This is a genomic window from Streptomyces abikoensis, from assembly GCF_014648775.1.
In the GTDB taxonomy this organism is placed as follows: domain Bacteria; phylum Actinomycetota; class Actinomycetes; order Streptomycetales; family Streptomycetaceae; genus Streptomyces; species Streptomyces abikoensis.
Genome location: NZ_BMRT01000001.1, coordinates 1,012,846 through 1,036,913, shown reverse-complemented (window position 1 = coordinate 1,036,913; position 24,068 = coordinate 1,012,846). Strand labels below are relative to the sequence as shown.

Annotated in this window: 20 protein-coding genes; 10 read left to right on the top strand and 10 right to left on the bottom strand. The window is 72.1% G+C overall.

Annotated elements, in window-relative coordinates; genetic code table 11:
- Positions 1-122 precede the first annotated feature (122 nt).
- The 3 genes from IE096_RS04460 to IE096_RS04450 all read left to right on the top strand — a co-directional run bounded on the left by IE096_RS04460 (position 123) and on the right by IE096_RS04450 (position 3,418).
- The gene (locus IE096_RS04460) at positions 123-1,163 is read left to right on the top strand and encodes a terpene synthase family protein (RefSeq protein ID WP_189448561.1); all 1,041 of its coding nucleotides are present in this window, start codon (positions 123-125) and stop codon (positions 1,161-1,163) included.
- A 46-nt stretch (positions 1,164-1,209) separates the two neighbouring features.
- A complete protein-coding gene (locus IE096_RS04455; RefSeq protein ID WP_189448559.1) occupies positions 1,210-2,229 on the top strand; it encodes an aromatic ring-hydroxylating oxygenase subunit alpha in 1,020 nt (339 codons plus the stop codon).
- Positions 2,230-2,296: 67 nt separating this feature from the next.
- Positions 2,297-3,418 carry a glycerate kinase gene (locus tag IE096_RS04450; RefSeq protein WP_189448558.1) on the top strand — a complete coding sequence of 374 codons (1,122 nt, stop codon included), beginning with the start codon at positions 2,297-2,299 and terminating at the stop codon, positions 3,416-3,418.
- 161 nt (positions 3,419-3,579) lie between these two features.
- Here IE096_RS04450 and pssA read toward each other — a convergent pair whose 3' ends face one another.
- The 9 genes from pssA to IE096_RS04405 all read right to left on the bottom strand — a co-directional run bounded on the left by pssA (position 3,580) and on the right by IE096_RS04405 (position 14,496).
- Positions 3,580-4,440, bottom strand: a complete 861-nt coding sequence (gene pssA / locus IE096_RS04445) for a CDP-diacylglycerol--serine O-phosphatidyltransferase (RefSeq protein WP_189448556.1) — start codon at positions 4,438-4,440, stop codon at positions 3,580-3,582.
- The gene (locus tag IE096_RS04440) at positions 4,427-5,083 is read right to left on the bottom strand and encodes a phosphatidylserine decarboxylase (RefSeq protein ID WP_126916711.1); all 657 of its coding nucleotides are present in this window, start codon (positions 5,081-5,083) and stop codon (positions 4,427-4,429) included. Before IE096_RS04440 ends, pssA begins: the two co-directional genes overlap by 14 nt.
- Before the next feature lie 201 nt (positions 5,084-5,284).
- Positions 5,285-6,490: an acyl-CoA dehydrogenase family protein gene (locus tag IE096_RS04435; RefSeq protein ID WP_189448554.1), complete on the bottom strand. Its 1,206-nt coding sequence runs from the start codon at positions 6,488-6,490 to the stop codon at positions 5,285-5,287.
- A 1-nt stretch (position 6,491) separates the two neighbouring features.
- Positions 6,492-7,004, bottom strand: coding sequence for a MaoC family dehydratase (locus IE096_RS04430; RefSeq protein ID WP_189448553.1), 513 nt, complete (start codon positions 7,002-7,004; stop codon positions 6,492-6,494).
- A 3-nt stretch (positions 7,005-7,007) separates the two neighbouring features.
- Positions 7,008-7,979, bottom strand: coding sequence for an HpcH/HpaI aldolase/citrate lyase family protein (locus tag IE096_RS04425; protein WP_189448551.1), 972 nt, complete (start codon positions 7,977-7,979; stop codon positions 7,008-7,010).
- Positions 7,976-9,988 (bottom strand): ethylmalonyl-CoA mutase, encoded by a 2,013-nt coding sequence (locus IE096_RS04420; RefSeq protein WP_189448549.1) that lies wholly within the window; start codon positions 9,986-9,988, stop codon positions 7,976-7,978. Before IE096_RS04420 ends, IE096_RS04425 begins: the two co-directional genes overlap by 4 nt.
- 18 nt (positions 9,989-10,006) lie before the next feature.
- Positions 10,007-11,344, bottom strand: a complete 1,338-nt coding sequence (ccrA, locus tag IE096_RS04415) for a crotonyl-CoA carboxylase/reductase (RefSeq protein ID WP_189448547.1) — start codon at positions 11,342-11,344, stop codon at positions 10,007-10,009.
- 373 nt (positions 11,345-11,717) lie between these two features.
- Positions 11,718-12,578, bottom strand: coding sequence for a TetR family transcriptional regulator (locus IE096_RS04410; protein WP_189448546.1), 861 nt, complete (start codon positions 12,576-12,578; stop codon positions 11,718-11,720).
- Positions 12,579-12,678: 100 nt separating this feature from the next.
- Positions 12,679-14,496: a 3-hydroxyacyl-CoA dehydrogenase family protein gene (locus IE096_RS04405; protein WP_189448544.1), complete on the bottom strand. Its 1,818-nt coding sequence runs from the start codon at positions 14,494-14,496 to the stop codon at positions 12,679-12,681.
- A 331-nt stretch (positions 14,497-14,827) separates the two neighbouring features.
- On the opposite strand from IE096_RS04405, the gene IE096_RS04400 reads away from it, so the two are divergent.
- Positions 14,828-15,463, top strand: a complete 636-nt coding sequence (locus tag IE096_RS04400; RefSeq protein WP_189448542.1) for a HEAT repeat domain-containing protein — start codon at positions 14,828-14,830, stop codon at positions 15,461-15,463.
- On the opposite strand, the gene IE096_RS04395 is transcribed toward IE096_RS04400, so the two are convergent.
- Positions 15,433-15,852, bottom strand: a complete 420-nt coding sequence (locus IE096_RS04395; RefSeq protein ID WP_229819906.1) for a GNAT family N-acetyltransferase — start codon at positions 15,850-15,852, stop codon at positions 15,433-15,435. The genes IE096_RS04400 and IE096_RS04395 overlap by 31 nt on opposite strands.
- 151 nt (positions 15,853-16,003) lie before the next feature.
- On the opposite strand from IE096_RS04395, the gene IE096_RS04390 reads away from it, so the two are divergent.
- The 6 genes from IE096_RS04390 (at position 16,004) to IE096_RS04365 (ending at position 24,039) form a co-directional block, all read left to right on the top strand.
- A complete protein-coding gene (locus tag IE096_RS04390; protein ID WP_126916721.1) occupies positions 16,004-16,462 on the top strand; it encodes an SRPBCC family protein in 459 nt (152 codons plus the stop codon).
- A 238-nt stretch (positions 16,463-16,700) separates the two neighbouring features.
- Positions 16,701-19,067 carry an MFS transporter gene (locus IE096_RS04385; protein ID WP_189449588.1) on the top strand — a complete coding sequence of 789 codons (2,367 nt, stop codon included), beginning with the start codon at positions 16,701-16,703 and terminating at the stop codon, positions 19,065-19,067.
- 147 nt (positions 19,068-19,214) lie between these two features.
- Positions 19,215-21,554 (top strand): ATP-binding SpoIIE family protein phosphatase, encoded by a 2,340-nt coding sequence (locus IE096_RS04380; RefSeq protein ID WP_189448539.1) that lies wholly within the window; start codon positions 19,215-19,217, stop codon positions 21,552-21,554.
- Complete coding sequence (locus tag IE096_RS04375; RefSeq protein WP_189448537.1) at positions 21,551-22,294, top strand: class I SAM-dependent methyltransferase; 744 nt, start codon at positions 21,551-21,553, stop codon at positions 22,292-22,294. The genes IE096_RS04380 and IE096_RS04375 overlap by 4 nt, the downstream gene beginning before the upstream one ends.
- Before the next feature lie 106 nt (positions 22,295-22,400).
- On the top strand, positions 22,401-22,619 hold the full coding sequence (locus IE096_RS04370; RefSeq protein ID WP_189448535.1) for a hypothetical protein: 219 nt from the start codon (positions 22,401-22,403) through the stop codon (positions 22,617-22,619).
- Positions 22,609-24,039, top strand: a complete 1,431-nt coding sequence (locus tag IE096_RS04365; protein ID WP_189448534.1) for a M20/M25/M40 family metallo-hydrolase — start codon at positions 22,609-22,611, stop codon at positions 24,037-24,039. The genes IE096_RS04370 and IE096_RS04365 overlap by 11 nt, the downstream gene beginning before the upstream one ends.
- Positions 24,040-24,068: the final 29 nt, after the last annotated feature.

Genomic DNA, 24,068 nt, shown 5'->3' with positions numbered 1-24,068 from the left:
CGCGCCCCAGTGCGCGCTCGGACGTGACTGCTCGTCGTTTGTGAGGCGCACGGTGAGGGCAGCAAAGAATCATGCGCCAAGCCGGTCAACGGAGTTCGGATTTCGGTCGGAAGGGGAGACGTGTGAGCAAGTCCCTGCTGTTTTCCGAATCGTTTGAGAGCGATCAACTGGCCCTCAAGGAATATCGGGTCCCTCGATACGAGATCCCATTTCCCGTCGTGCTCAGCCCTCATCACGAGTACGCGGAAAAGGCGGCCGTCCAGTGGGCGCACGAGTACGGTCTGGACCGTACGCCGGCGGCTGTCCAGCGCCTGACCGACATGCAGTGCGGCATGTTCTCCGCGCTCTGGTGCCCGCGCCTGGACCGCGAAGGAGCGGTCATCCTGGCGAAATGGATCATTTGGCTGTTCCTCTGGGACGACATCTTCGACGACGGACCGCTGGGCCGTGACCCCATCGCGTTCCGCGCGGCCCTCGTCCAGGTCGACCGGGCCCTGACGGAGCCGCCCGGGCCGCCCGACGACTCCTTCACCCTTCCGTTGGCGCGTGCCCTGGCGGACATCTGGCGGGAGCTCCACGCGCGTGCCCCCGAGAGCGTGCGCCGCCGATTCCCGGTGTCGGTCCGCATATACCTGCGCGCCATGTCGGACGAGACGAGGAACCGGGCCGCCGAGGCGATCCCCGACCTGAATTCCTATCTGCGGCTGCGCCGGGTGAACGGGGCCACGCGGTGCTCCATCGACATGTTGGAGGGACTGCAGGGCGTGGATGTCCCCGACTCACTGCGACACGGTCTCTACGGCGAATTGCGGGCTTTCGCCAGCGAACTGTGGCTGTGGTCCAACGACACGTTCACCGTCCGCAAGGATCTGCTCTACCGGAACCCCCACAATCTGGTCCTGGTGCTGCGCGAGGCCCGCGGCCTGTCATTGCAGGATGCCGCCTATCAGGCGGCGCACATGGTCGAGCAACGCATGCGGGACTTCGTGAGAGTCGCGGAGCGCCTGCAGGAACTGGTGGATCTGCCGGAGGACCCGCATTCCCGGGCGAAGGAGCCCGTTCTGCGTGGCGTGCGGATGCTGAAGGAGGGCACCTCCGGATATTTCCGCTGGCAGGAGACCACTCTCCGCTACCGGCGCACATCCGGTTTCATCACCCCCTGAACCGCCGGTACCGAAATCGCCAGACATCGAGTGGATGGAGCTGGTCATGCGTGTGCGCAACTACAAGTCGAAATACCCGGCACTCGCGGCGAACGAGAATCACGAGGAGTCCCTCCCGTACCCGTCGGGATGGTTCTGTGTGGGATTCTCCAGCGAATGGCGGCCGGGAGACGTCCGCACCTGCCGGTTCATGGGAGCCGACGTGGTGGTGTACCGGACCCGCTCCGGTGCGCTGAAGGCGACCAACCCGTACTGCCCGCACCTCGGTGCCCACCTGGGGGCCGGCAGCACCGTCGAGGACGATCTCCTGGTGTGCCCGTTCCACCGATTCGGCTTCGCGCCGGACGGGACCTGCGCCCGCACGCCTTACGGGACGCCGCCGAGGCTGTCCCTGAACCTCCTGCCGGTCTGCGAGAAACAAGGCATCGTGTGGCTCTGGCATTCCCCGGACGGTACGCCACCGACCTGGGAGCTCCCTGAATTCCCCGCCTCCTCGACACCCTGCACGTTCCGGACGATCGACGTGGCGGGCCAGCCGCAGGACGTCCTGGAGAACCTTGTCGACTACGGCCATCTGCGCGAACTCCACGGCCTCCATTACGTCGACGTGGTGTCCGAGCCCAAGAGCGACGGCCCTTTCTACTCCCTTACGTTCCGCTTCGGGCGGGATCTCCTCCGCTATCCCATGCAGCAGGAGGCCACGTGCCAACTCCTGGGGGTGGGCGGCGCGCTCGTCACGTTCGAGTTCGCGCGCCTGAGGATGAACGCGTACGCATGGGTGCTGGCCACTCCGCTCGCACCGGGGCGCATGCGTTTCTGGTCGGCGGCGTACGTCGCCACCGATCCGGTCCCCCACCTTCCCGCGCCGCTGCACCGCTTCCTCGAGCGGGCCCTGAGCGTGGGCATGAACTGGTGGACCGTCCACGATGTGGAGGTCGACCTGCCCGTCTGGCACCACAAGAGGTATGTGCGCCACCCCAAGCTGAACGACGCCGACGGCCCCATCGGCTCCTTCCGGCACTGGGCGCGCCAGTTCTATCCCCAGGAGATTCCCGCCACCTCCTGACCCCGGTAGGGTCGCCGCGGCGCGACGACCCGTACGGCCTCCGGGCCGGGGAAGCGAGGACGGCACGGTGGCGGAACCGACACGTGTACTGATCGCCGCGGACAAGTTCAAGGGATCGCTGACCGCCGTGGAGGTGGCCCGGCACGTGGCCGCCGGGCTGCGGCGGGCGGCGCCGGGGGTGGTGCCCGTGGCGCTGCCGGTCGCGGACGGCGGCGACGGGACGGTCGCCGCCGCCCTGGCGGCCGGCTACGGGCGCCGCGAGGCGACGGTGACCGGGCCCTCGGGGCGGCCGGTCACGGCCGCGTACGCCCTGAGCGGCGACGGCGGCACCGCCGTGGTCGAGATGGCCGAGGCGTCCGGGCTGCGACTGCTGCCGCCCGGGCGCCTCGCGCCGCTCACCGCGACCACGTACGGCACGGGCGAGCTCGTCCGGGCCGCCCTCGACGCAGGCGCCCGCACCGTCGTGCTCGGGGTCGGCGGAAGCGCCACCACCGACGGCGGGGCGGGCATGCTCGCCGCGCTCGGGGCGCGCTTCCTCGACGCGGACGGGCGCCCCCTCGGCCCCGGGGGCGGCGCCCTCGCCGCGCTCGACCGCGCCGACCTGTCCGGGCTGGACCCCCGCCTGGCCGCGACCCGGATCGTGCTCGCGAGCGACGTCGACAACCCGCTCACCGGCCCGCGCGGGGCGGCGGCGGTGTACGGACCCCAGAAGGGGGCGAGCGCGGCGGACGTCGCCGCGCTGGACGCGGCCCTCGCCCGCTACGCGCGGCTGCTGGACGGCGGCCGCCACGCGGCCGCGCCGGGCGCCGGGGCGGCCGGCGGGCTCGGCTACGGCGCCCTGGCCGGGCTGGGGGCGGCCTTCCGGCCCGGCATCCAGGTGATGCTCGACGTGCTGGGGTTCCGCGCGGCGGTGGCGGAAGCGGACCTCGTCATCACGGGGGAGGGTTCGCTCGACGAGCAGACGCTGCACGGCAAGGCGCCGGTGGGGGTGGCACGGGCGGCGGCCGGGACGCCGGTGGTGGCCGTGTGCGGGCGGCTCTCTTTGGATGCCGCCGCCCTCGCGGGCGTGGGCATCCAGCGGGCCTATGCGCTCACCGAGCTGGAGCCGGACCCGGCTCGGTGCGTGGCCCATGCGGGGCCGCTGCTGGAGCGCCTGGCCGAGCGCGTCACCCGCGACTACCTCGGCTGAGGCCAGAGCCCTTCCCACCCGCCCACCCGTTGCCCAGCATCGCTTTGCGGGGCAACGGGTGGGCGGGTGGGAGATGGCCCCGCGCAGCGGGGCCGGGAACGCCGAAACGGCGGTGGGGCCGGGCAGATCGCCCGGCCCCACCGCCGTCGTTCCATTTCCACTCAGCGGAGCTGAGTGGCTTCCGCCTCGCGCGCCTCGCGCCGGTTGTCGCGGAACGTGTTCACCCGCCGCGCCGTCGCGAACAGCGGGATCACCGCACCCAGGACCACCTGGAGCGCGCAGCCCGTCTGGAGGAGGAGCTCACCGCCGGGCGCGTCGAACGCCCACGCGGCCAGCAGGCCCATGCTGAGCACGATCCAGCTGAGCATGGCCACCGCCAGCGGCCCGCGCGGCTTGGGGTACTCGACCCGGCTGACCATCAGCCACGCCACACCCATGATCGCGAGCAGCGTCGGCACGAAGGGCAGCTCCAGCAGCACGATCGAGACGACCGTGAGCGCCCCGAAGGGGCTCGGCATGCCCTGGAAGATGCCGTCTCGCATCGGCACGCACGAGAAGCGCGCCAGCCGCAGGACGACCGCGAGCAGCACCACGATCGCGGCGACCGCCGAGACCCGCTGGTGGGCGTCGTCGGCGACCATGCCCCAGACGACCACGAAGTACGCGGGCGCCAGGCCGAAGCTGATCAGGTCGGACAGGTTGTCCAGCTCCGCGCCCATCGCCGAGCTGCGCAGCTTGCGCGCCACGAGCCCGTCGAAGAGGTCGAAGACGGACGCCAGCAGCATCAGTATCACGGCCGTGGCCGCGCTGTGGCGGGCCATGCCGCCGTCCTCGTTCCCCGTGAGGTGGGGGATGAGGACGCCGGTGGTGGTGAAGTACACCGCCATGAAGCCGCAGATCGCGTTGCCCAGGGTGAGGGTGTCCGCTATCGACAGCCGGGTGGACAGCGGCATGGGGTCCGTGTCCTCGGCCTCCGCCTCGGGAACCCAGGCGGCCTGTGTGTCCGGATCAATCACGGTCAAGACGTGTCACCCCTGCCGTGGTCGCCTGGCCGACCTCGACCGCGACCTCGACGCCCTCGGGGAGGTAGACGTCGACGCGCGAACCGAAGCGGATCAGGCCGATCCGATCGCCCTGCTCCACCTTGGTGTCCGCCCCCACGTAGGGGACGATGCGGCGGGCCACGGCACCGGCGATCTGGACCATCTCGATGTCACCGAGCTCCGTGTCGAAGTGCCAGACGACACGCTCGTTGTTCTCGCTCTCCTTGTTGAAGGCCGGCACGAATCCGCCCGGGATGTGCTCGACCGACGTCACCGTGCCGGCCAGCGGCGCGCGGTTGACGTGGACGTTGAGCGGGCTCATGAAGATCGCGACGCGGGTTCGTCCGTCCTTCCAGGGCATGATGCTCTGCACCACGCCGTCGGCCGGGGAGATCACCCGGCCCTGGCCGATCTCACGATCGGGGTCGCGGAAGAACCACAGCATGCCGGCCGCGAGAGCAGTGGTGGGTACGGCCAGCGCAGCCCAGCGTCCGGAGCGGCGGGCCTTGGTGAGGCTGACGGCCGCCGTGGCGACGGTCGGCAGGAGCCACGGCGATGCTCCGCGCGCGAGGCGAACACCGCGGAGGCTGTCGCGAGGTGCAGAGGAAGAGCTGTGGGGCATGGGTGACCTTCGTAGCGGAGGGTGCCGCATAACGATCGGGGGACGGCGGCTTTCCGGGGATGCTATCGGTTGCGGGCGGCAACTGGCTAAGCGCCAGGGCCAGTCGATGGCCGAACCGCGACTACAGGGTGTGATCTTCTTCTCTGCACCATCACCGCCATCTCACCGTAAATGGGACTTAATCCCCGGTCAACCCCCGTCTCAGCCCTGAATCCGGTACTCCTCCAGCAGCCGGCGGCCGATGATCATTTTCTGGATCTCGGCCGTGCCCTCGCCGATCAGGAGCATCGGGGCCTCCCGGTAGAGCCGCTCGATCTCGTACTCCTTGGAGAATCCGTAACCGCCGTGGATGCGGAACGCGTCCTCGACGACCTCCTTGCAGTACTCGGAGGCCAGATACTTCGCCATGCCGGCCTCGAGATCGTTGCGCTGCCCCGAGTCCTTCTTCCGGGCGGCATTGACCATCATCGCATGGGCCGCTTCGACCTTTGTCCCCATTTCGGCAAGCTTGAACTGAATTGCCTGATGCTGCGCGATGGGTTTTCCAAAGGTGTGACGTTGCTGTGCGTAGGAAACGCCCAGCTCGAAGGCACGCTGTGCGACGCCGCAGCCACGCGCCGCCACATTCACCCGGCCGACCTCGACGCCGTCCATCATCTGGTAGAAGCCGCGGCCGGTGGCGCCGCCCAGCACCCGGTCCGCCGGGACGCGCAGCCCGTCCATGATCAGCTCGGTGGTGTCGACCCCCTTGTAGCCCATCTTCTCGATCTTGCCGGGGATGGTCAGCCCCGGCTTGACCTGGCCGAAACCGGGCTCCTTCTCGATCAGGAAGGTGGTCATCGACCGGTGCGGGGCCGTGCCCTCGGGGTGGCCCTCGTCCGTCCGGCAGAGCACCGCCACCAGCGTCGAGGAGCCGCCGTTGGTCAGCCACATCTTCTGGCCGGTCAGTACGTAGTCGTCGCCGTCGCGCACCGCCTTGGATGTGATCGCCGACACATCCGAGCCCAGTCCGGGCTCCGACATCGAGAACGCGCCCCGCACCTCGCCCGTCGCCATGCGCGGCAGGAAGTGGTCCTTCTGCTCCTGGGTGCCGTGCTGCTTGAGCATGTAGGCGACGATGAAATGCGTATTGATGATCCCCGACACGCTCATCCAGCCCCGGGCGATCTCCTCGACGCACAGGGCGTATGTGAGAAGGGACTCACCCAGGCCCCCGTACTCCTCCGGGATCATCAGCCCGAAGAGCCCGAGTTCCTTGAGGCCCTCCACGATGCGGGTGGGGTACTCGTCGCGGTGCTCCAGCTCGGTCGCGACCGGGATGATCTCTTTGTCGACGAATTCCCGGACCGTGGCGAGAATCTCCCGCTGGACGTCCGTCAGCCCTTCGGTGCGCGCCAGGCGGCCCATCTCACTTCTCCCGGATGATCGGCTCGGGGCGGCCGGGCTGCTCCCCGCCGCGCTTCTCGATGTACTCGGCGGTGGGCACCATCACCTTGCGCCGGAAGACGCAGACCACGGTGCCGTCCTGCTTGTAGCCGATCGTCTCGACGTGGACGATCCCGCGGTCGCTCTTCGACTTCGACGGGGTCTTGTCGAGCACCTTCGTCTCGCCGTAGAGGGTGTCGCCGTGGAAGGTCGGCGCTATGTGCCGGAGCGACTCGATCTCCAGATTGGCGATCGCCTTGCCCGAGACATCGGGCACCGACATGCCCAGCAGCAGGGAGTAGACGTAATTCCCCACCACCACGTTCTTCCCGAAATCCGTCGTCCCCCCGGCGTAGTGGGCGTCCAGGTGCAGCGGATGGTGGTTCATGGTCAGCAGGCAGAAAAGGTGGTCGTCGTACTCCGTGACCGTTTTTCCGGGCCAGTGCTTGTAGACGTCACCGACCGTGAATTCCTCATAGGTGCGGCCGAACTGCATCGCTCACGCCTCCGGGATCTCGAACACGGAGGTGCGGACCATTCCGGCGGCGCGGCCCTTGCCGGCGACGACGAGCGCCATCTTCCGGCTCGCCTCGTCGATCATCTCGTCGCCGAGCATCGCCGAGCCCTTCTTGCCGCCGGCCTCGGACGTGCACCAGTCGTAGGCGTCCAGGATCAGCTCGGCGTGGTCGTAGTCCTCCTGGGAGGGGGAGAAGACCTCGTTGGCGGCGTCCACCTGGCCGGGGTGGAGCACCCACTTGCCGTCGAAGCCCAGGGCGGCCGCGCGGCCGGCCACCTCGCGGAAGCCGTCCACGTTCTTGATCTGGAGGTAGGGGCCGTCGATCGCCTGGAGGTCGTTGGCGCGGGCGGCCATCAGGATGCGCATGAGAATGTAGTGGTAGGCGTCCGCCGGGTAGCCGGGCGGCTGCTCGCCGACCACGAGCGACTTCATGTTGATGGACGCCATGAAGTCCGCCGGCCCGAAGACGATCGTCTCCAGCCGGGGCGAGGCGGCCGCGATCGCGTCCACGTTCACCAGGCCCTTGGCGTTCTCGATCTGCGCCTCGATGCCGATGCGCCCGACCTCGAAGCCCATGGTCTTCTCGATCTGGGTGAGCAGCAGGTCCAGCGCGACGATCTGCTGGGCGTCCTGCACCTTGGGCAGCATGATGCAGTCGAGGTTGGGCCCGGCCCCCTCGACGACCGTGATCACGTCGCGGTACGTCCAGTGGGTGGTCCAGTCGTTGACCCGCACGACCCGGGTCTTGCCCGTCCAGTCGCCCTTGTTCAGCGCGTCGACGACCGTGTGCCGGGCGCCTTCCTTGGCCAGCGGGGCGCAGGCGTCCTCCAGGTCCAGGAAGACCTGGTCGACGGGGAGGCCCTGGGCCTTCTCCAGGAAGCGCGGGTTGCTGCCGGGGACGGCGAGGCAGGAGCGACGCGGGCGAAGACGGCTGGCGGGGGTGGTGCCGGTCATGCGGTGACCTCCAGGGGGTCGAGGCTGTTCGCTGTGCGGATCTCGTCGACGATACGGCCGATGATCTCCGTGATGCCGAAGTCCTTCGGGGTGAAGACGGCCGCGACACCGGCCGCCTTGAGGGCGGTGGCGTCCGCGGACGGGATGATGCCACCGACGATGACGGGTATGTCGTCCGACCCCGCCTCGCGCAGCCGGGTCAGCACGTCCGGGACGAGCTCGGTGTGCGAGCCGGAGAGGATCGACAGACCCACGCAGTGGACGTCCTCGGCGACGGCCGCCGAGACGATCTGTTCCGGGGTGAGCCGGATGCCCTGGTAGACCACCTCGAAGCCCGCGTCGCGGGCCCGTACGGCGATCTGTTCGGCGCCGTTGGAGTGGCCGTCGAGGCCGGGCTTGCCGACCAGCAGCCGCAGCTTGCCGACGCCCAGGTCGTCCGCCGTGCGCCGGGCCTTCTCACGGACGGCCGCGAGCGGGCTGCCGGCCTCGGCGGCCACGGCCAGGGGGGCGCCGCCGACGCCCGTGGGGGCACGGAACTCGCCGAAGACGTCCCGCAGGGCCCAGGACCACTCGCCGGTGGTGACACCGGCCCGGACGCACTCCAGGGTGGCGGCCATCAGGTTCTCCGTGCCGGCGGCGGCCTTCTTCAGCGCGGAGAGGGCCTCCTGGGCGCGGACCTCGTCGCGGTCGTCGCGCCAGGCGTGGAGGGCGGCGACCACGCGGGCCTCGTTGGCCGGGTCCACGGTCATGATGGCGGTGTCGAGATCGGCGGTCAGCGGGCTGGGCTCGGTCGCCTCGTAGCAGTTGACCCCGACGATCTTCTCCTCGCCGGACTCGATGCGGGCCCGCCGCTCGGCGTGCGAGGCGACCAGCCGCGCCTTGAGGTAGCCGGACTCCACGGCGGCCATCGCCCCGCCCATCTCCTGGATCCGCTCGATCTCGGCCAGGCACTCGGTGACCAGCGCCTCGACCTTGGCCTCGATCACATGGGAGCCGGCGAAGATGTCCTCGTACTCCAGCAGGTCGCTCTCGTGGGCGAGGACCTGCTGGATGCGCAGCGACCACTGCTGGTCCCAGGGGCGGGGCAGGCCCAGCGCCTCGTTCCAGGCGGGCAGTTGCACGGCGCGGGCGCGGGCGTCCTTGGAGAGGGTGACGGCGAGCATCTCCAGCACGATGCGCTGGACGTTGTTCTCCGGCTGGGCCTCGGTCAGCCCGAGGGAGTTGACCTGGACGCCGTAGCGGAAGCGGCGCTGCTTGGGGTTCTCGATGCCGTAGCGCTCCCGGGTGACGCGGTCCCAGATGCGGCCGAAGGCGCGCATCTTGCACATCTCCTCGATGAAGCGGACGCCCGCGTTGACGAAGAAGGAGATGCGGGCGACGACGTCGCCGAAGCGCTCGGCCGGCACCTGGCCGGAGTCCCGGACCGCGTCCAGGACGGCGATGGCCGTGGACATCGCGTAGGCGATCTCCTGGACGGGGGTGGCCCCCGCCTCCTGGAGGTGGTAGCTGCAGATGTTGATCGGGTTCCACTTGGGGACGCGGTCCACCGTGTAGGCGATCATGTCGGTGGTCAGCCGCAGGGAGGGCCCGGGCGGGAAGACGTGGGTCCCGCGCGAGAGGTACTCCTTGACGATGTCGTTCTGCGTCGTCCCCTGCAACTGGGCGATGTCGGCGCCCTGCTCCTCCGCGACCACCTGGTACAGCGCCAGCAGCCACATGGCGGTGGCGTTGATGGTCATGGAGGTGTTCATCCGCTCCAGCGGGATGTCCTTCAGCAGCCGCCGCATGTCACCGAGGTGGGCGACGGGGACCCCGACCCGCCCGACCTCGCCGCGGGCGAGGACGTGGTCGGGGTCGTAGCCGGTCTGCGTCGGGAGGTCGAACGCGACCGAGAGGCCGGTCTGGCCCTTGGCGAGGTTGCGCCGGTAGAGCTCGTTGGACGCCTCGGCCGTGGAGTGCCCGGCGTACGTCCGCATCAGCCACGGACGATCCTTCTGACGCTCAGTCATGTAACGCAGCCGTCTCTTCTAGACGTTACGGAAGAGGTTGATGGAGTCCAGGTGCCGCTCGCGCATCTCCTCGTCGCGGACGCCCATGCCCTCCTCCGGGGCGAGGCACAGCACGCCGACCTTGCCCTGGTGGAGGTTGCGGTGGACGTCGTACGCCGCCTGGCCGGTCTCGGCGAGGGTGTAGGTCTTCGACAGGGTCGGGTGGATCTTCCCCTTGGCGATCAGGCGGTTGGCCTCCCACGCCTCGCGGTAGTTGGCGAAGTGCGAGCCGATGATCCGCTTCAGCGACATCCACAGATAGCGGTTGTCGTACTGGTGGTTGTAGCCGGAGGTGGAGGCGCAGGTGACGATGGTGCCGCCCTTGCGCGTGACGTAGACGGAGGCGCCGAACGTCTCGCGGCCGGGGTGCTCGAAGACGATGTCCACGTCCTCGCCGCCGGTGAGCTCACGGATGCGCTTGCCGAACCGCTTCCACTCGCGCGGGTCCTGCTCGTGCTCGTCCTTCCAGAAGCGGTAGCCCTCGGCGCTGCGGTCGATGACCGCCTCGGCGCCCATCCGCCGGCAGATCTCCGCCTTCTGCTCGCTGGAGACGACACAGATGGGGTTGGCGCCGCCCGCGAGCGCGAACTGGGTGGCGTAGGAACCGAGTCCGCCGCTCGCGCCCCAGATCAGGACGTTGTCGCCCTGCTTCATCCCGGCGCCGTTGCGGGAGACCAGCTGGCGGTAGGCGGTGGAGTTGACCAGCCCGGGGGCGGCCGCCTCCTCCCAGCTCAGGTGCTTCGGCTTGGGCATCAGCTGGTTGGACTTCACCAGGGCGATCTCGGCCAGTCCGCCGAAGTTGGTCTCGAAGCCCCAGATGCGCTGCTCCGGGTCGAGCATGGTGTCGTTGTGCCCGTCGGCGGACTCCAGCTCCACGGAGAGGCAGTGGGCGACGACCTCGTCGCCGGGCCGCCAGGCGTTGACGCCGGGCCCGGTGCGGAGCACGACGCCGGCGAGGTCGGAGCCGATGACGTGGTACGGGAGGTCGTGCCGCTTGCCGAGGGGGGAGAGCTTTCCGTAACGCTCCAGGAAGGCGAAGGTGGAGACGGGCTCGAAGATCGAGGTCCACACCGAGTTGTAGTTCACGGAGCTGGCCATGACGGCCACCAGGGCCTCGCCGGGCCCGAGTTCGGGCACCGGGACCTCCTCGACGTGGAGGGACTTGCGGGGGTCCTTCTCCCGGGTGGGGAGCCCGGCGAACATGTCCGCCTCGTCCTTGTGCACGGTCACCGCGCGGTACGACTCGGGCAGGGGGAGCGCGGCGAAGTCCTCGGCGCGGCTGTCGGGCGCGAGGATGGCGTCCAGGATCTGGTTCACGGTTTGCCTCCGGCGAAGCACGTCGTGGGAACGGGCTTGAGGGAACGTCGGGGGTGGAGCGGCGACTGCGGGTGGAGCGAGGGGGTGGTGCCGTCGGTCCGGCGGGTGGTGCTCCCGCGCGGGGTGGCGCGGAGGAAGCGATGCCTGGTGACGCAGGCGTCCGGGCGCGCACGACAGGGTCTGCGGGGACAGTCGGCGCTCGACGGTGGTCGGTGCGCCGGCCGCCCGGACACCGACAAGGTATGGCACCGCGTGCCACTCGACAAGACACTGCGTGCCAACAATTTCTCTCAGATGTCATCCGGAGGGCACGGATGAGCAACAATGGCCACCCCAAAGGGGTGGCCATTGTTATGAGTTGTCGGGATTTGTCCTAGGCCTTCTTGAGCGCCTTCTCGATCGCCCGCATGACCTCGTCCAGCGGCGCGTCCGTCCGCGCCACCGTCACCAGCACCTCGCCCTGGGCCCGCGCCGAGGCGGCCGGGGCCTCCTCCCGGTCGGCGCGCCCGGCGCCGATGCCCGTGCCGAACGTCTCCCGCACGATGGCGAAGGCGTGGTCGAGCTGGGCCTCCAGATCGCCCTGGGCGCCCCCGCGCAGCCAGCGGCGCAGCACGTGGTTGTGCGCGGTGACCACGGCCGAGGCGGCGACCTCCGCCAGCAGCGGGTCGTCGTCCCCGGCGTGGTGCGCGGCCTCGTCGAAGTGACCCAGCAGATAGCGGGTGAACAGCCGCTCGTAGCGGGCCACCGAGGCGATCTCGCGCTCGCGCAGCGCGGGCACCTCACGGGTCAGCCGGTAGCGCTCGACGGAGACGGCGGGAGAGGCCGCGTACATCCGCATCACCTCCTTGATCCCCCGGCAGACGGTGTCCAGCGGGTTCTCGTGCGGTGGTGCGGCGTCCAGCACGCCGGAGGCGCGGACGAGCGTGTCGTCGTGGTCGGGGAAGATCGCCTCTTCCTTGGAGCGGAAATGGCGGAAGAACGTGCGCCGGGCCACTCCGGCCGTGGCCGCGATCTCGTCGACGGTCGTCGCCTCGTAGCCCTTGGTCGCGAACAACTCCATCGCCGCCGTGGCCAGTTTGCGGCGCATGGTGAGCCGCTGGGCGGCGGCGCGGCGGGCGCCGGCGCTCCCGGCGCCGGTCTCTCGGGGTTCCTTGGCGGCCTTCGGGCCCGGGGCTCCTCCTGACTCGACGGTGGCCCCGCGCGGTACGCGGGCGGACTTGGCGGGCTGGGACATGTGGGGAACGTAACACGCGTCCGTGCAGGCGTGGCGGGACGGACCTGTCCGGGGATCCAGCAGTCCGCCCCACCCCGCCCCCTCACCGGGCACCGGCCGGTCAGGCCTTCGCGTACTCGCGGAAGCCGCGGCCGGTCTTGCGGCCCAGGCAGCCCGCCGCCACCAGGTGCTCCAGCAGCGGCGCGGGCGCCAGCCCCGGATCCCGGAACTCGCGGTGCAGCACCTTCTCGATGGCCAGGGAGACGTCCAGGCCCACGACGTCGAGCAGTTCGAACGGGCCCATCGGATAGCCGCCGCCGAGCCGCATCGCCGCGTCGATCTCGTCCAGCGAGGCGTAGTGCTCCTGGACCATCTTGACCGCGTTGTTCAGATACGGGAACAACAGGGCGTTGACGATGAATCCGGCCCGGTCCCCGCAGTCCACCGGGTGCTTGCGGATCCGGGCGCACACCGCGCGGACGGTGGCGTGGACGTCGTCGGCCGTCAGCACCGTCCGCACCACCTCGACCAGCTTCATCGCCGGCGCCGGGTTGAAGAAGTGCATCCCGACGACGTCCTGCGGCCGCGAGGTGGCCCGGGCGACGGCGACGACCGGCAGCGAGGAGGTGGTGGTGGCCAGCACCGCTCCGGGCTTGACGACCTTGTCCAGCGTGGCGAACAGCTCCCGCTTGACGTCCAGGTCCTCCGCCACCGCCTCCACGGCCAGGTCCACCTCGGCCAGCGCGTCCGGCGAGCCCGCCGGGGTCACGGCCGCGAGCGCGGCGTCCCGCTCCCCGGCCGTCAGCCGCCCCTTCTCCACCGCGCGCGCCAGCGACTTCGCGATCCGTCCCTTGGCCGCCTCCGCCTTCTCGGGCGTCCGCGCCACCAGCACCACCGGCAGGCCCGCCTTGGCGAAGACCTCGGCGATGCCGCTCGCCATCGTCCCCGAGCCCACCACGCCGACACGGTCCACCGCACGCCCCCCGGCCCGGGCGGCCGGCGGCGGCGGGGTCAGGGCGTCCGGCACGACGACGGAGGAGCCGGGGGCCTCATAGGTGTAGAAGCCGCGCCCCGCCTTGCGGCCGGTCAGCCCGGCCGCCGCCAGCTGCCCCAGGACCGGCGCGGGCGCGTGCAGCCGGTCCCGCGAGGCGGCGTACATCGCCTCCAGGACCGTCCGGGCCGTGTCCACGCCGATCAGGTCCAGCAGCGCCAGCGGCCCCATCGGCAGCCCGCAGCCCAGCCGCATCGCCGCGTCGATGTCCTCGCGGCTGGCGTAGCGCGCCTCGTACATCGCGGCGGCCTGGTTGAGATAGCCGAACAGCAGCCCGTCGGCGACGAATCCGGGCCGGTCGCCCACCGCGACCGGCTCCTTGCCCAGCTCGTGGGCCAGCTCGGTGACGGCGGCCACGGCGGCCGGGTCGGTGAGCACCGAGGAGACGATCTCCACCAGCTTCATCGCCGGCGCCGGGTTGAAGAAGTGGAGGCCCAGGACCCGCTCCGGGCGCGCCGAGTCGGCGGCCAGCCGGGTCACCGACAGGGCGTTGGTGCCGGTCGCCAGGATCGCGTCGGGGCGCACGACCGCGTCGAGGGCGGTGAACACCTCGTGCTTGAGGTCGTAGTCCTCCGGCACGACCTCGATCACCAGATCGGCGTCGGCGGCCGCGGTCAGCTCGGTGGCGGTCCGGAAGCGGGCGAGCGCGGCCCGGCGCTCGGGCTCGGTGATCCGGCCGCGCTCCACCGCGCGGGCGGTGGCGGCCTCCAGCGCCGCGCCGGCCCGCAGGGCCGCCGCGTCGCTGACATCGACGCCGACGACCTCGCGGCCGGCCAGCGTGAGCACTTCGGCGATGCCGGTACCCATCGTGCCGAGCCCGATCACGGCGACGGTCCTGAGAGACTTCGGGCTGAGGGAGGACGGCTCAGGGGTGGACGTACGGTCCATCGCGAGACTCCAGAAGGTGTTCCCCCGTGCGAGGGGGAGCGGACGGCGGTCGGCGGCTGCGCGCAAGGCGGCGGCCTGGCTTCCGGGACGGACGAAGGGAGGTCCACGAAGTCCGCGGAAGGGAGTTGTACGACCGGCGGGCCCTGTCCCGGGGCGCGCCGTACTCGGGAGATCACCGAACCGACGTCAACGCTCTCGGCGGCCGCGTCACCGGGCGCCGGAGCGGGGTACTGCTCTTGCCGGGAGATTAACTCACGGGTAACCAAGAGCGCCAGGGGTCGTACGCGCGACTTACGATGTGGTCCAGGCCACTCGGGGAGGAGAGCGGGACATGGACGAGGAATTCCGCGCGCTGTCGCGCCGGGTCCGGGCCGAACTGGTCTCCCCGGCCGAATTCACGGCCTACGAACGGCTGCTCGCGCTCGTGCGGGCCGACGACGCCGCCGCGCGCGACGAACTCGCCGAGGTCCTGGTGGCCCCCGAACGCCCCCTGTGGGCCCGGGAGATCGCCGCCTTCGCCCTCGGCGTCAAGGGCGACCGCCGCGCCTTCGAGACGCTCGTCCTCCTCCTCAACTACCGCGAGCCCGTGCGCTGCGCCACCGCCGCCCACGCCCTCGCCCGGCTGCGCGACCCCCGCACCGCCCGCGCCGCCGCCGCCCTCGTCACCAACCCCCTGCGCACCGCCTACGCCCTCCACCCCGTCCGGCTCCTCACCGAGCTGCGCGCCCCCGAGTCCGTGCCCGCCCTGCTCACCACCCTGGAACGGCTGCTGGCGGCCCGCGACCACTGCTGGCCGATCGCCCGCGCCTGCGTCGAGGGCCTCGGCGCCCTCGGCGACCGCCGTGCCGAGGCCACGCTCGTCGCCGCGCGCGAGCACGAACGGCTGCGCCCGGCCGCCGTCGCCGCCCTGGCCCGGCTGGCCGGGCGCGGCGGGGCTCAGGGGGCGCGGAGCGGGTCCAGCACGTAGCGGACCTCCGGCACGGCCGTCCCGGCGTACTCCGCCGACCGCTCGGCGCCGTCGGGCCGGCAGCCGGCGCGCTCGTAGAAGCGGCGGGCGCGCGTGTTGTCCTTGGCGACCCACAGGGCCACGCGCGCCCCCTCGTGCCCCGCGAGCTCACGCAGTCCCTCCAGGGCCGCGATCCACAGGGCCCGGCCGACGCCGGTGCCGATCAGGTCGGGGCGGACGTAGAGCGCGTACAACTCGCCCGTGCCGGGTGGCCGGTCGGCGTCGCGGCAGTACCCGAAGCAGGCCCAGCCGACCACGGCCCCCGCCGCCTCGGCCACGATCCCCGCGTAGGCCGTCCGCCAGCCGCTCAGCCGGGTCTCCGCCACCTCGTCCGCGTCGGCTGCGGTCATGGTCCGTATGGTCACCATGTGCGGAGGTTAGTGCGGGCCGGAGTCGGCCGCCCCCGGATTTTGGGTGGTCGCGCCGATGGTGATTGGCTTTGCGCGCACCCGCGGTAAAGCGGCAAGACAGCACTTCTCTCAATGTCCCGGAGGACTAGCCATGGGCCAGGTCGAGGCCACGACGGAGCGGATCATCGCGGCGGGCGCGGAGGACGTGTTCGACGCCCTCGCCGACTACAGCGGCACGCGCGCCAAGCTGCTGCCCGAGCACTTCAGCGAGTACGAGGTGCGCGAGGGCGGCGACGGCAAGGGCACGCTCGTCCACTGGAAGCTCCAGGCCACCAGCAAGCGGGTGCGCGACTGCCTCCTGGAGGTCGACGAGCCCACCGACGGACAGCTCGTGGAGAAGGACCGCAACTCCTCCATGGTCACCACCTGGACCGTCACCCCGGCCGGCGAGGGCAGCTCCAAGGTCGTCGTCACCACCACCTGGCAGGGTGCCGGCGGCATCGGCGGCTTCTTCGAGCGCGCCTTCGCCCCCAAGGGCCTCGGCCGCATCTACGACGCCGTGCTCGCCCGCCTCGCCGCCGAGGTGGAGGGCGGGCCCAGCGCGGGCTGAGCGCGGGCCGAACGGGACCGCCCGGACCGGACCGGTCCGGGCTCACCGGTTCGAGTGGTTTTCCCGGCCCGGCCCCGCTGTGCCCAAACCGCCTCCGACCGGCAGAAAGTGCCGTGCCCGGCGCTCCCCGACAAATCGTCGCGCTTGCTGGCCGTTGTCGCGTAATGCGAGAAATGGGCGGCAACGCAGGCGCGACGAGGGGAGAAGTTACGTGGGCGGGTCCACCTTCGAGGCCACCTTGGAGAAGAGCGACAGGACGCTCACCCTGCCCCCCTCGCCGCCGGCGCCGGCCGACCCGCTCCCCGAACCCGGCCGGGCCCGGACGCGGCTGGTCTTCGCCGCCCTGATGCTCACGCTGCTGCTCACGGCGCTGGACCAGACCGTCGTCGCCACCGCCCTGCCGAGGATCGCCGGGGAGCTGCACGGCCTCGACCGGATGTCCTGGGCGGTCACCGCCCATCTGCTGACCGCCACCGTCACCCTCCCCCTCTACGGCAAGCTGGGCGACCTCCGGGGCCGCAAGACCGTCTTCCTCTTCGCGCTCGCCGTCTTCGTCGTCGGCTCCGCCCTCGCCGGCTGGTCGCACACCATGGACCAGCTCATCGCCTTCCGCGCCGTCCAGGGCGTCGGAGCCGGCGGGCTCCTCATCGGCGTCCAGGCCCTCGTCGCCGACCTCGCCCCGCCCCGGGAGCGCGGCCACCACATGGGCGCCATCGGCGCCGCCTACGGACTCGCCTCCGTCGCCGGCCCCCTGCTCGGCGGCTTCTTCGCCGACCGGGCGTCCTGGCGCTGGTGCTTCTACGTCAACGTCCCCGTCGGGCTGCTCACCCTCGCCGTCGTCGCCGGCGCGCTCCGCCTGCCCCGTCCCACGCGCCGGGCCCGCTTCGACGTCCTGGGGGCGCTGCTGCTGACGGCCTGCTCGACCTGCGCCGTACTGCTCACCACCTGGGGCGGCACCACCTACGACTGGACCTCCCGGACCGTCCTCGGCCTGGCCGCCGGCGCGCTCGGCACCGCCCTGCTCTTCGTCATGGTCGAGCACTTCGCCGCCGAACCCATCATCCCCCCGCGGCTCTTCCGGGACTCCGTCTTCATCGTCACCACGCTCCTCGGCGTGATCGCCGGGGTGGCCCTCTTCGGCGCGGCCGACTGCCTGCCCACCTTCCTGCGGATGGTCGACGGCGTGGGGGCCACCGAGTCCGGGCTGCTGATGCTGCCCATGATGGGCGGCATCGTCGCCGCCTCGCTCGTCTCCGGCCACCTCGCCAGCCGAACGGGCCACTACAAGCTCCTGCCCGTCCTCGGCGGCGCGCTCTCCGCCGAGGGCATGTACCTGCTGTCCCACCTGGACGTCCAGACCGGCCGGCTCGTCTACAGCCTCTGGATGGCCATCCTCGGCGTCGGCATCGGCCTCGCCCTGCCCGTCCTCGTCCTGGCCGTGCAGAACTCCGCGCACCCCGCCGACGCCGGCACCGCCACCGGCGCCCACGACCACCTCCGGCAGCTCGGCGGCTCGCTCGGCGCGGCCGTCCTCGGCACCCTCTTCGCCCGCCGCCTCGAACACGCCCTCGCCGCCGAACTGCCGCCCCGCACCGCCCTCCCGGCCCCGGACTCCCTCACCCCCCAGCTGGTGCACGCCCTGCCCGCCCCCCTGCGCGACGGCTACGTCCGGGCCTACGCCGACGCCATGCCGCGGATCTTCCTCTACCTCGTACCGGTGCTCATCGTGGGCTTTTTGCTCGCCTTCCTGCTGAAAGAGAAACCACTGGTGTCCCACAACGCAGCCGAAGCCGCCATCCCCTCCGCGCGCACCGTCCTCCCCCCGACCGAGCCCCCGCACTTCGTCGCGGGCATCCCCGTGACCGGCGCCGTCCAGCACCACGACGGCACGACCGTGCCGCGCGCCGCGCTCACCCTCATCGACATCCAGGGCCGCCAGATCGGCCGCGGCGCCAGCGGGGAGGACGGCCGGTACGCGCTGAGCACACCCGGCACCGGCAGCTACGTCCTGATCGCCGCCGCCGGCGGCCACCAGCCGCAGGCCGTCACCGTCACCGTCGGGGAACGGCCCGTCGAGCTCGACGTCGTCCTCGGCGGCGCCGGACGGCTGGCCGGCACCGTCACCACCGCCGACGGCACCCCGGTGCGCGAGGCCCTCGTCACCCTGACCAACGTCCACGGCGAGGTCGTCGCCTCCACCCGCACCGGCCCCGACGGCGGCTACGTCATCGACGAACTCGTCGCGGGCGAGTACACCCTCGCGTGCAGCGCCCCCGCCTTCCGGCCCGCCGCCCTGCCCGTGAGCGTCCAGTCCGCCCGGGAGACCCGCCAGGACATCGAACTCGCGGGCGGCGCCGTGCTGCGCGGCACCGTACGGGCCAGCGGCGGCCGGCCCGTCGAGGACGCCCGTGTCACCCTGCTGGACGCCGCGGGCAACGTCGTGGACTCCGCCATCACCGGCGCCGACGGCACGTTCCGCTTCGTGGACCTCTCGGCGGGCGAGTACACGGTCGTCGCCGCCGGCTACCCGCCCGTCGCCACCGTCCTCCAGGTCGCGGGCGGCGGCCGCACCGAACGGGACCTCCTGCTGGGACACGCCGACTGAGCGCGCGCGGCCGCGCCCCCCGGCGGCGGCGAACACGCCCCGGCGCGCGGCCTCTTCGCCGAATACCGCACCCCCGCTCCCTCCCGGCACCTACTGTGGAGGACGGTGGCGAAGATCTGGGGTACGTGTACGAAGGAGCGACCGCCCATGGAGCCTGGCACGCCGGAGTCCGCCCCCGCGTGGCGACGGCCCGCCCCCGGGCGGATCCCGCTCGCGGTGGCCGTGGTCGACGGCACGGGGCTGGTGACCCACTGGAGCTCCGGAGCGAGCCGGCTGTTCGGGCACGGCAAGGAGGCGGCCCTGGGCCGCCCCGCCGGCGACCTCATGCCCATATGCGGCGCGTTCTCCGGGCTGCCCGGCCACCCCAGCGCCGGCCGGGCCCGCTGCGACGTCCCCGGGCGCGGCCGGATCGACGTGCTCTGGTGGGCCTACCCCCTCGTGGGCTGCGGCCCCGCACGGCTCCTCGTGCTGGCCGCCGAGGGCGATCCCGGCGGCCGGGAGGCGGCCGCGCCCGGATTCGCCCCGCACACCGCCTTCCCTGACGCCGAGGAGCTCGCCCGCCGCCTCCCCGACATCCTGCCCGCCATGGGCCCCGCGACCAGCGGGCGCATCGTCTCCCAGATCCTGGAACTGGGCTACCCGGTCCTGGAGTTCAACCGGCTCCGCCAGGTGCCCGTCACCCCGGACTGGGGCGTGCCCCGGCGCGCCGAGCGCCGGTACCGGCACGCCCGGGCGGCGCGGGCGGCCACGGGCGGGGAGCCCGGCAGAGACACCGCCGGCGACTCGGCATCGTCCTTACCCGACCTCGAACACGCCGCCGTGCGCGAACGCCTGGAGTTCCTCAACGAGGTCAGCGGCAGCATCGGCACCTCCCTGGACCTCGAACGCACCATCCGCGAGGTCACCAGCGCGGCCGTGCCCCGCTTCGCGGACTTCGCCGGGACGCACCTGCGCGCCGCCGTCCTCGCCGGCGAGGGCTTCCCCGACGGCCCGCCCGACGTCACCACCGTCTGGCACCGCGTCTGGGTCGAGCACAACGACGAGCCCGGCCGCTGGGACGACACCGTCCCCGTCGGCGAGGCCATCGCCTTCCCCGAGCACACCCCGTTCTTCCGGTGCATGGTCACCGGCGAGCCCGTCCTCATCCCCCGGATCGGCGAGGAGCTCGGGGACCGGATCTCCGCCCAGTTCGAGAAGCGGGACCTGCGGCCCCTGATCAACGAGCGCTCCCTGCTCGTCGTGCCCCTCAAGGCCCGGAACGTCGTCCTCGGCTTCATGGTGCTCCTGCGCCGCGCCGACCGCGCGCCCTTCGACGACATGGACCGCACCACCGGCGCCGAACTCGCCGCCCGCGCCGGGCTCGTCCTCGACAACGCCCGGATGTACACCCACCAGGAGAACGTCGCCGACACCCTCCAGGACAGCATGCTGCCGCAGCTCACCCCGCGCATGCCGGGCTGCGACACCGCCACCCGCTACCTGCCCGGCACCCGCCTCGGCCGGGTCGGCGGCGACTGGTTCGACAGCGTCAAGCTCCCCGGCTCCCGCACCGCCCTCGTCGTCGGCGACGTCATGGGCCACGGCCTCCACTCCGCCGCCATGATGGGCCAGCTGCGCACCGCCGTGCAGACCATGGCGGCCCTCGACCTGCCGCCCGGGCAACTGCTGCGCCGCCTCGACGACCTCGCGCAGCGGCTCGGCGAGCACTACCTGGCCACCTGCCTCTACGCCGTCTACGACCCCATCCGCTCCGAGCTCACCATCGGCAACGCCGGGCACATCCCGCCGGTGCTCGTCCGCGCCGAGGACGGGCGCAGCCGGCTGCTGGAACTGCCCACCGGAGCACCCATCGGCGTGGGCGGGGTGCCCTTCGAGACGGTGACGGTCGAGGTGGCCCCCGGGGACCGGCTGGTGCTGTGCACCGACGGCCTGGTGGAGGTGCGCGGGCAGGACATCGGCGCGGGCCTGGCCGCGCTGTGCGAGTCCGCCGCCCACCCCGCCGCTTCCATGGACGACGCCTGCGACACCATCATCCGCGCCCTCAACACCCGTGGCGGCCGCGACGACGACGTGGCCCTGCTCATGGCCCGCCTCAACGGCGTCCCGCCCGCCCATGTGGCCGAGTGGGAGCTGGCGCCCGAGCTCCACGAGGCGCCCCGCGCCCGGCGGCTGGTGCGCGAGCGGCTGGCCGCCTGGGGCCTGGACGAGGCGGCGGCGACGGCGGAGGTCCTCGCCGGGGAGGTCGTCGGCAACGCCGTGCGGCACGCCCGCACCGGCCGGGTGGGGCTGCGGCTGGTGCGCACGGACGTGCTGCTGTGCGAGGTCACGGACGACGACCACACGCTGCCGGCGCTGCTGAGTACCGGAGAGGAGGACGAATACGGGCGCGGGCTGCGGGTAGTGAGTGCACTGGCGCGCGAATGGGGCGCCAGTCACTCGGGACGGGGAAAGACGGTGTGGTTCGAGATGCCGCTGGTGCGCCCATGAGTGTGACGGAACGCTACTTGAACGCGTGGGAGGGCTTCTGGGGCGCCTCCTCCGGCGCGCCGGGCGAGGTGATCTGGGACTCGGCCCCGGAATCCGCCGCCGAGGCGCATCCGGCGCTGCTCGCGCTCCCCGGGGAACTCCCGCTGCCCGTCGTCGACCTGGGCTGCGGCAACGGCACCCGGACCCGCTGGCTGGCCGGGCACTTCCCGCGCGCGATCGGCGTCGACCTGTCCCGGGCGGCGGTGGAGCACGCCCGCCGCGCGGACCCGGAGGGGCTCGCCGCGTACGAGCGGCTGGACCTGGTGGACACGGCGGCGGTCCGGGCCCTCCACGAGCGCCTGGGCGACAGCCATGTGTACCTGCGGGCGGTCATCCACCAGAGCGATCCCGGGGACCGGCCGGCCGTCGCGGCGGCGGTCGCGGAGCTCGTCGGCGCGCGGGGCCGCGCGTTCGTGGTGGAGCTCGAACCGGCCGCGAAGGACGTCATCGCGGAGGCGGCCGGGGCCTCCGGCGGCACGGCGGAGAAGGTCCGGCGGGTCTTCGCCCACGACCTGCGGCCGGCCGCCGCGTCCGGCGGCGAGGTGGCCGCGCTGCTGCGCGGGGCCGGGCTCGCGATCCTCGACGAGGGGGAGACGGAGCTCGTCATGACCGGCTTCCACACGGACGGCAGGCGGGTCGTGCTGCCGTCCCGCTGGTTCGTGGCGGGCCGCGCGGAGGCGCCGGCCGGGGGCGACGGCTGAGCGGGCCGTGCCGGCTGAGCTGCCCGCGTCGGCTGTGCCGGTACGGACGGCCGGAGTTATCCACAGGCCTGGTCGGGGTGTTCGCGGACGCGTAACGTGACGAGGCATGAAGATCCTGATCTCGGCGGGCACCACGGCGGCCACCGGCGTCCGGGTGAACGGGGCGCGGGCGGGCGAGGGCCTGCCCGATTCCCCGGCCACCGGCGCATACGGTGTGCTGATAGTGCCGGTGGCCGGTGACGATCGTCATGGACGAGGCAATCCGCCGCTCCAGGGCGTCACGGCGCTCGCGCCGGTCGCGGTGGAGGAGCGGTATGGCTGCTGAGGAGACGCACGGGGGCGACGGGGGGCAGGGTCCGGGGTCCGGGCCGCCGGGCGTGCGGACGGACGGTATCGACAGAGGCGGTATCGACAGAGACGGTGTCGAGAGAATCGACGAGCGGGCGCTGGCCGAGGTGGTGAGCTTCACCTCGGACCTCATCCGTATCGACACCACCAACCGGGGCGGTGGCGACTGCCGGGAGCGGCCGGCCGCCGAGTACGTCGCCCAGCGGCTGGCCGAAGTGGGCATCGAGCCGGTGCTGCTGGAGCGGGATCCCGGCCGCACCAATGTGGTCGCGCGCGTGCCCGGCCGCGATCGGGGCGCGGAGGCCCTGCTGGTCCACGGCCATCTGGACGTGGTCCCGGCGGAGCCCGCCGACTGGACCGTCCACCCCTTCTCGGGGGAGGTCCGGGACGGGGTGGTGTGGGGCCGGGGCGCCATAGACATGAAGAACATGGACGCGATGGTCCTGGCCGTCGTCCGCGCCTGGGCCCGGGCCGGGGTGCGCCCCCCGCGTGACATCGTGCTGGCCTTCACCGCCGACGAGGAGGACAGCGGGGTGCCCGGCGCGGGCTTCCTCGCCGATGAGCACGCCGTGCTCTTCGAGGGCTGCACGACGGGGATCAGCGAGTCCGGCGGGTACACCTTCCACGCCGACGGGGGGCTGCGGCTGTATCCGGTGGGCGCGGGGGAGCGCGGCTCCGCCTGGGTGAAGCTGACCGCGCGGGGCACCGCCGGGCACGGCTCGAAGATCAACCCGCGGAACGCGGTGGTCAATCTGTCCGCGGCGATCGCCCGGATCGGGGAGTACCGCTGGCCGGTGCGGCTCACGCCGACGGTCCGGGCCGCGCTGCGGGAGATCGCGGCCGTGCAGGGCATCAGCGTCGACGTGGACGCCCCCGGCCTGGACCTGGACGAGCTGCTGGGCAAGCTCGGCAAGGCGGCCGCGCTGGTGGCCGCTACGGTGCGCAACAGCGCCAACCCGACCATGCTGGACGCCGGTTACAAGGTCAACGTCATCCCCGGGGTCGCCGTCGGCTTCGTCGACGGGCGGACGGTGCCGGGCGGCGCGGAGGAGTTCCGCACCACGATGGACCGGCTCACCGGGCCCGACGTGGAGTGGGAGCACTACCACGGGGAGGTCGCCCTCCAGGCGCCGGTGGACGCCCCGGTGTTCGAGCGGATGCGTGCGGCGATCGAGGCGTTCGACCCGGAGGGGCACGTGGTGCCCTTCTGCATGTCGGGCGGCACCGACGCCAAGCAGTTCTCCCGGCTTGGCATCGTCGGCTACGGCTTCTCACCGGTGCGGCTGCCGGCCGGCTTCGACTACCAGGCGATGTTCCACGGCGTCGACGAGCGGGTGCCCGTCGAGGCGCTGCACTTCGGCGTCCGGGTCCTCGACCACTTCTTGATGAGCACATGAGCACATGAGCACATGAGCACATGAGCACA

Bases quoted from the DNA above. Each gene is read 5' to 3' on its own strand.
- IE096_RS04455 (WP_189448559.1), top strand. From the start codon at position 1,210: ATGCGTGTGCGCAACTACAAGTCGAAATACCCGGCACTCGCGGCGAAC.
- IE096_RS04440 (WP_126916711.1), bottom strand. From the start codon at position 5,083: ATGCCCCACAGCTCTTCCTCTGCACCTCGCGACAGCCTCCGCGGTGTT.
- IE096_RS04435 (WP_189448554.1), bottom strand. From the start codon at position 6,490: ATGGGCCGCCTGGCGCGCACCGAAGGGCTGACGGACGTCCAGCGGGAG.
- IE096_RS04430 (WP_189448553.1), bottom strand. From the start codon at position 7,004: ATGCAGTTCGGCCGCACCTATGAGGAATTCACGGTCGGTGACGTCTAC.
- IE096_RS04425 (WP_189448551.1), bottom strand. From the start codon at position 7,979: ATGACCGGCACCACCCCCGCCAGCCGTCTTCGCCCGCGTCGCTCCTGC.
- IE096_RS04420 (WP_189448549.1), bottom strand. From the start codon at position 9,988: ATGACTGAGCGTCAGAAGGATCGTCCGTGGCTGATGCGGACGTACGCC.
- IE096_RS04410 (WP_189448546.1), bottom strand. From the start codon at position 12,578: ATGTCCCAGCCCGCCAAGTCCGCCCGCGTACCGCGCGGGGCCACCGTC.
- IE096_RS04405 (WP_189448544.1), bottom strand. From the start codon at position 14,496: ATGGACCGTACGTCCACCCCTGAGCCGTCCTCCCTCAGCCCGAAGTCT.
- IE096_RS04400 (WP_189448542.1), top strand. From the start codon at position 14,828: ATGGACGAGGAATTCCGCGCGCTGTCGCGCCGGGTCCGGGCCGAACTG.
- IE096_RS04395 (WP_229819906.1), bottom strand. From the start codon at position 15,852: ATGACCGCAGCCGACGCGGACGAGGTGGCGGAGACCCGGCTGAGCGGC.
- IE096_RS04390 (WP_126916721.1), top strand. From the start codon at position 16,004: ATGGGCCAGGTCGAGGCCACGACGGAGCGGATCATCGCGGCGGGCGCG.
- IE096_RS04380 (WP_189448539.1), top strand. From the start codon at position 19,215: ATGGAGCCTGGCACGCCGGAGTCCGCCCCCGCGTGGCGACGGCCCGCC.
- IE096_RS04375 (WP_189448537.1), top strand. From the start codon at position 21,551: ATGAGTGTGACGGAACGCTACTTGAACGCGTGGGAGGGCTTCTGGGGC.
- IE096_RS04370 (WP_189448535.1), top strand. From the start codon at position 22,401: ATGAAGATCCTGATCTCGGCGGGCACCACGGCGGCCACCGGCGTCCGG.
- IE096_RS04365 (WP_189448534.1), top strand. From the start codon at position 22,609: ATGGCTGCTGAGGAGACGCACGGGGGCGACGGGGGGCAGGGTCCGGGG.